General features: G+C 34.0%; 7 protein-coding genes and 1 pseudogene. 2 read left to right on the top strand and 6 right to left on the bottom strand.

Annotated features, from left to right (window positions below; translation table 11 throughout):
• Nucleotides 1–119, bottom strand: a pseudogene (locus Q0L29_RS17210) (aspartate aminotransferase); the annotation flags it as partial.
• A gap of 533 nt (nt 120–652) precedes the next feature.
• Complete coding sequence (locus Q0L29_RS17205) at nt 653–1483, bottom strand: phosphopeptide-binding protein (protein WP_296623685.1); 831 nt, start codon at nt 1481–1483, stop codon at nt 653–655.
• Nucleotides 1484–1578: 95 nt separating this feature from the next.
• Between Q0L29_RS17205 and Q0L29_RS17200 the strand changes: the two genes are divergently transcribed.
• Nucleotides 1579–2553 (top strand): 2-oxoglutarate and iron-dependent oxygenase domain-containing protein, encoded by a 975-nt coding sequence (locus Q0L29_RS17200; protein ID WP_296623683.1) that lies wholly within the window; start codon nt 1579–1581, stop codon nt 2551–2553.
• Between the two features lie 33 nt (nt 2554–2586).
• Nucleotides 2587–3735: a chromate efflux transporter gene (gene chrA, locus Q0L29_RS17195; protein WP_296623681.1), complete on the top strand. Its 1149-nt coding sequence runs from the start codon at nt 2587–2589 to the stop codon at nt 3733–3735.
• A 604-nt stretch (nt 3736–4339) separates the two neighbouring features.
• Here chrA and Q0L29_RS17190 read toward each other — a convergent pair.
• The 4 genes from Q0L29_RS17190 to Q0L29_RS17175 form a co-directional block, all read right to left on the bottom strand.
• The gene (locus Q0L29_RS17190; protein WP_296623678.1) at nt 4340–4528 is read right to left on the bottom strand and encodes a class IIb bacteriocin, lactobin A/cerein 7B family; all 189 of its coding nucleotides are present in this window, start codon (nt 4526–4528) and stop codon (nt 4340–4342) included.
• 24 nt (nt 4529–4552) lie between these two features.
• The gene (locus Q0L29_RS17185; RefSeq protein ID WP_296623676.1) at nt 4553–4744 is read right to left on the bottom strand and encodes a hypothetical protein; all 192 of its coding nucleotides are present in this window, start codon (nt 4742–4744) and stop codon (nt 4553–4555) included.
• Nucleotides 4745–4856: 112 nt separating this feature from the next.
• Entirely contained in the window at nt 4857–5189 is a 333-nt protein-coding gene (locus tag Q0L29_RS17180) for an HTH domain-containing protein (protein WP_296623674.1), read from the bottom strand.
• 31 nt (nt 5190–5220) lie between these two features.
• Nucleotides 5221–5545: ATP-binding cassette domain-containing protein (locus Q0L29_RS17175; protein ID WP_296623672.1), on the bottom strand; the 325-nt coding region annotated here is incomplete at its 5' end.

Below are 5545 nucleotides of genomic sequence, written 5' to 3'. Positions count from 1 at the left end.
CCCAAACTCAAACTGATTATATCAATCCCTTGAGATTTTAATTCTCTAGCCTTAGCTGCCATAGCTAAAGTTGCAGATTCAGACATATTCTTGATGCGATCGCTTACTGGATAGTTCATAATATTTATGTTATTATTTATTGTATGAGATTCAGTTAAAAATCGGAGCAAAACACCATTTTATCACCTATTTCATTCATTTTTTAATTCAGCGCTAAAATTAAGTAATTAGCTAATGATGTGCTAATTTTTCAATTGACAATCTTTGCTCAGTTGACATAATGCTTACGAGCTACGGATTGGGGAAGCTCGCCAAGGTTAGATACCATAAGGTCGTTCCTACGGAACTTGAATAAGTGTATTGATTAGAGTTACCATATGTTCGTCCCGCTGGGACTCATAAACACCATATTAAATTTTAGGTTATTAATATGAAAACAGATATTTTATACAAATAAATTCTTACTACAACTGTAAAAATATTGATGACCTCTTTTTTTAGCCCCAGAGGGGCTATATTATGGTAATTATCACCTAAAAACTGTCTCTCCAAGCTCCGTAGGAGCGACCTTATTTCATCTGTTTTTGTTATAAATAAAAATAGCCTGCAATTCATAAATCACAGGCTATTTTAACACTAATTAATCTTTATTTCAAGAAGCATCACCTTCTTTTAAAGTAACTGTTCTTTCAACTGGGTTGAAAGGGCTAGGGACTAATTTTCCTCTAGCATCTAATAATTCAAGCTTGATGTTCATTTCGCCCATTTCTTGGCCTTCGATGAAAAATGGTTGCCATTTATCTATCATAAATTCTTCACCATTGATAGTAGCTCTCACTTTATTGCCTTTTTCAGAAAGCTCAGTATTCAATAAATAAAAATCTAACAATACCTTTTTAGCATCTTTACCAGTGTAAGTTCCTTTTGGACGGCTATAGAACATATGTGGATCCGATAAATCTGCGATTTCCTGACCAGTTGGCTTTTTACCGACTGTAAATTGACGAATGTTAGCTGCTCCGTAACTCTTCACACTTTCGTGGTAAGAACGAGACAAGAAAGATAAGGCTACATAATGACCTTCTTCTAAATCTTTAGTGAATTCAGCTTCATAATGTGCTGAATACGGCTGATTATTTAAAATCAAATGAATATGCTGTCCTTTTGAGGAATTCGCACAATTTTTAACATCTGCATCTATAGTTTGTGTAGCTAACTCATAATTCTTAACATTATAAGAAAATTTCACAGCACCCTCTTCTAAGTTTGTTTCATTTTCCATCGGACTCAACATTTCCAGCATGGAATCCTCAAATTCAGGTGACTCAACTGGTGTTAAACTAATGGAAGAAACATTTTCAGATTTTACTTCTGTTGAATTTTCGCCTTCTGTTTCGGCTTTTTCTTCTTTATTTCCGGTGCTACAAGCAAAAATTGCTGCTATCGCAAATAAAATACTAAATCTTATTGTGGCTTTCTTCATGGTTTTATGTTTTTTGTTTTATTTTACTTTAATATAGTGTACTAAAGGTAGTGTGAATATGTTACACTGTCAACTCAATAAAAATCATTACTATTATGAGTAAAAAATTATATAATGAAATTCCTTCCTTAAATCTGGAAGATTTTACCAACGGAACAGAAGGAGCAAAAGCTCAGTTTGTAAAAGAATTAGGTGAAGCTTACAATAGTATTGGTTTCGTTGCCATAAAAGGTCATTACTTAAGTGATAATCTAAGCCAGAAGCTTTATGCTGCTGTTGAGAAGTTTTTCAACTTAAGTATTGCACAAAAAAAATCCTATGAGAAAGAAGAACTCGCTGGACAAAGAGGCTACACAAGCAAAGGGAAAGAGCAAGCAAAAGGACACAAAGTACCAGATTTGAAAGAATTCTATCAGGTTGGTCAATTTGTACCTGATGATCATGAGTTGAAAAAAGAATATCCTGATAACCTTTGGCCAACTGAAGTTCCTGAATTAGCAGAATTGGCAAAAGATGCATATCAAAAACTAGAGAAGACTGGATTTGAAATGTTAAGAGCCATTGCACTCTATTTAGAGTTGGATGAAAATTATTTCGATTCGGAAGTGACCTATGGCAATAGTATTTTGCGGGCTATTCATTACCCACCTATCGAAAACCCAGAAGATTTACCGGAAGATGCAGTTCGAGCAGCTCAACATGGTGATATTAATTTGATCACCTTATTGATGGGAGCAAGTGCCGATGGTTTGCAGGTTTTAAGAAGAGATGGCGAATGGATTCCAATTACGGCCCTACCAAATCAATTAGTGGTGAATGTGGGAGATATGTTGGCAAGATTAACCAATGACAAATTGAAATCCACTATTCACAGAGTAGTTAATCCGCCTAAAGAGCAAATGAAATCTTCGCGATATAGCATTCCATTTTTTATGCATCCAAAATCAAGCATGGATTTAACCTGCTTAGACAGCTGTGTAGATGAAGAAAATCCCAAAAATTATAGCGATATGACTGCTGGAGAATTTTTAGCAGAAAGGTTAGCTGAAATTGGATTACTGAAGAAGTAATTAGTGGTCAGGAATATCCGATATCTGATATATTTGAAGGATATTTTTATCCTATCTCTCACCACATTTGGAGGTGCTACTGCTCATTTTGCGTATTTTTTAGACCATTTGGTTTATAAAAGAGGCTACCTAACAGAAAAAGAATTGATAGAAATGAATGCCCTGTGCCAAATGTTGCCAGGGCCTTCTTCTACTCAAATCTTAACAGGATTAGCTGTAAAAATAGGAGGCGCCCCTTTTGCATTTTTGACCTTATTTGTCTGGGCTATTCCCGGGGTTGCTCTAATGACAGGTTTCGGGATATTGATGTCCAATATTGACGAAAAGGAATTATCCACCCACTTTTTAACATTTGTGCAACCCATTGCGGTGGGTTTCGTGGCAGCTGCGGCTTATAGAATTGTAAAGAAGGTAATTCACACCAAAACCAGTGTAATTTTATTAATCATATCTGCTGCTATATCAGTTTGGATTAATTCGCCTTATTTATTTCCTGCATTAATTCTTGCAGGAGGATTTATAACCGCTTTCAAATATAAAGCTCAACCCATAGAGGAAAAAGAAAAAATCAAAATCAGATGGACAGCTTTGATTATATGGATAAGTGTTCTGATTTTAATTGCCTTAATAGGTTTATATACTCAATCATTACCCATTCGACTTTTGGAGAACTTCTACAGAAACGGGAGTTTGATTTTTGGTGGAGGACAGGTGTTAATTCCATTTCTCTATACAGAGTTTGTTGATTTTAAAGATTATCTCTCATCATCAGAGTTCTTGAGTGGTTTCGCCATTGCACAAGCTATTCCTGGCCCCACTTTTTCCTTTGCCAGTTACATTGGTGCACTATCCATGCGTGAATATGGCGTTTGGGGAGAAATCTTGGGCGGATTTTTAGCGGCAGTGGGGATATTTGTACCCGGCACTCTTATGATGATATTTCTGATCCGGTTTTGGGATCAACTGAAAAAATTCAGGATCATAAAAGCCTCTTTGGAAGGCATTACCGCTGTCAGTTCGGGAATGGTGGTAGCCGCCATTTTCCTGCTTTTCGAACCCGTACAAAACACCATGCTCAATTTTAGCTTGATTATTGGCACAGTGGCTATATTACTTTTCACTAAAATTCCTGCTCCTTATGTGGTACTGATTGGATTGTTAGCTGGATTTTTGTTGGGGTGAGTGATTAGATTTTTTTCTCTAAATTAATCATACAGGAAAACATATAATTTACGAGACAGATATTTCTTCATTTATGATATGCATTTGGGATTAAAATAATTGCACGACTTAAAAATTTACTGGTAATATTCTGCTTAATGTACGAAATCAGTATCGTGACCGCCAACAAAATTATTCGAAGTAATTCCTTCATCTTTTACAATTAAGATACATAATATAGCCAAAATATTTCATCCTGTAACTCTGTTGTTTGTTAGCTATATTCATTTACCAGAACCTAATTGTAATTATTTTTTTCTTTTTCAATAAATATAGTATTATTAGTACTATAATGAAACCAGTCATTAAATATGGGCTTAGATAAAAATATTTATTAAAATTATATAAATAGATATCAGAAAATTCCTTAAAATTAATTCCTTTTTCTATACTGAAAACAGAATACAAAATAGATAACAAGCTAATGCATAAAATAGAAAAACCTAGTGAGCCTGAAATTGATAATAATATCTTACAAGTTAATTTTTTCATATGTAACAATTATTTTTTAGATTTTCAACATAAACTAATCTAGATTATTTTATGTTGAAAATCAAGTTTTTAATTATTCTTCTTCGCATTCACAAGTGAGCTTACCATACAAATAACCCGCACCATAAGCTATCAAAGCAGCACCACTCAAAACTGTAAGAGCTGCAAGAACATAACCTCCGTTAATATCACTTAATTCTTCATGATCTAAATTTGAGAAGGAATACAAATTTTCATTTTTTTGTGTTTCTAATATTTCCATTTTCGTATTTTTTTATCTAAGAGTTTAATTACCACATGCTTGGTTATATCCTGCTTCAGCACTTGCATAAATTGCAGCTCCAGCTGCTGCAACGGTTCCCCATGCTAAAGTAGTTGATACCAAAGAAGCAGCAATAGTAAATATCAATCCCCCTTCAATATTACTTTTCTCAAATTGTGACAAGTCTTTAAAACCTATTTCTTCAAAATTTTCCATTTTTTTATAAATTAATTGTTAACCTACTCTATACCGTTTTCGGCTTCCCAGGCTCAGTAACTATTAGTGCACCTTGTATTACCTCACGATGCTAAAGTAGGTTAGGCCAGTCTCATTTTTTGAGACTATACAAAAAAGTTTGAGAAAAGTTATTGCTCTGCCAATGAAGTGCTTTTCCTCCACTTACTTTTTTAGCTTCATATTGGTTTAAAGGTTCTACTTTAAAGCTAAACTGGATATTGATATCATATTCATAACAGAAACTTTTATTGCTTACATCATAATAGATGGGGGCTCCATAATCTTTCAAAAAGTCGATATATCTATAAAGTGAGGCTTTGGACATACTTAAACTTTCTGCAAATTCTTCCGGTCCTCCTGTTGCTTTCAACCTAATTTTTTGGTCAATGGCTTCCAGCTTTTGTAAATAGTGTTCTAGCTTCATAATATTTAAGGTTTAATGGTTAAATAATTTTTTAATTTTCTAATACTTCCTTTGGCAATTGGTTCTGCCATAATTTATAATATTGTCCTTTGCTTTTCATTAATTCGGGATAACTTCCCTCTTCTATTAATTTTCCATTTTCAAGTAAAAGAATATGGTCCGTATGAGAAGCAGAAGCCAAACGGTGTGTTATCATAATGATAGTTTTTCCTTGATTTTTTAAATCTGTAATGGTTTGTAAAACATAATCTTCAGAGGTAGTATCCAAGGCTGAAGTAGCCTCATCCAAAATAATCAAGTCAGGATCTCTGTATAAGGCTCTGGCAATCGCAATTCTTTGCTTTTGTCCTCCAGAT

The sequence above is a fragment of the Marivirga sp. genome, assembly GCF_024636815.1.
Lineage (GTDB): Bacteria > Bacteroidota > Bacteroidia > Cytophagales > Cyclobacteriaceae > Marivirga.
Note: the sequence above shows the minus strand (reverse complement) of the source record. Positions and strands in the feature narration are given on the sequence as shown.

Bases quoted from the DNA above. Each gene is read 5' to 3' on its own strand.
- Q0L29_RS17205 (WP_296623685.1), bottom strand. From the start codon at position 1,483: ATGAAGAAAGCCACAATAAGATTTAGTATTTTATTTGCGATAGCAGCA.
- Q0L29_RS17180 (WP_296623674.1), bottom strand. From the start codon at position 5,189: ATGAAGCTAGAACACTATTTACAAAAGCTGGAAGCCATTGACCAAAAA.
- Q0L29_RS17190 (WP_296623678.1), bottom strand. From the start codon at position 4,528: ATGGAAATATTAGAAACACAAAAAAATGAAAATTTGTATTCCTTCTCA.
- Q0L29_RS17185 (WP_296623676.1), bottom strand. From the start codon at position 4,744: ATGGAAAATTTTGAAGAAATAGGTTTTAAAGACTTGTCACAATTTGAG.
- Q0L29_RS17200 (WP_296623683.1), top strand. From the start codon at position 1,579: ATGAGTAAAAAATTATATAATGAAATTCCTTCCTTAAATCTGGAAGAT.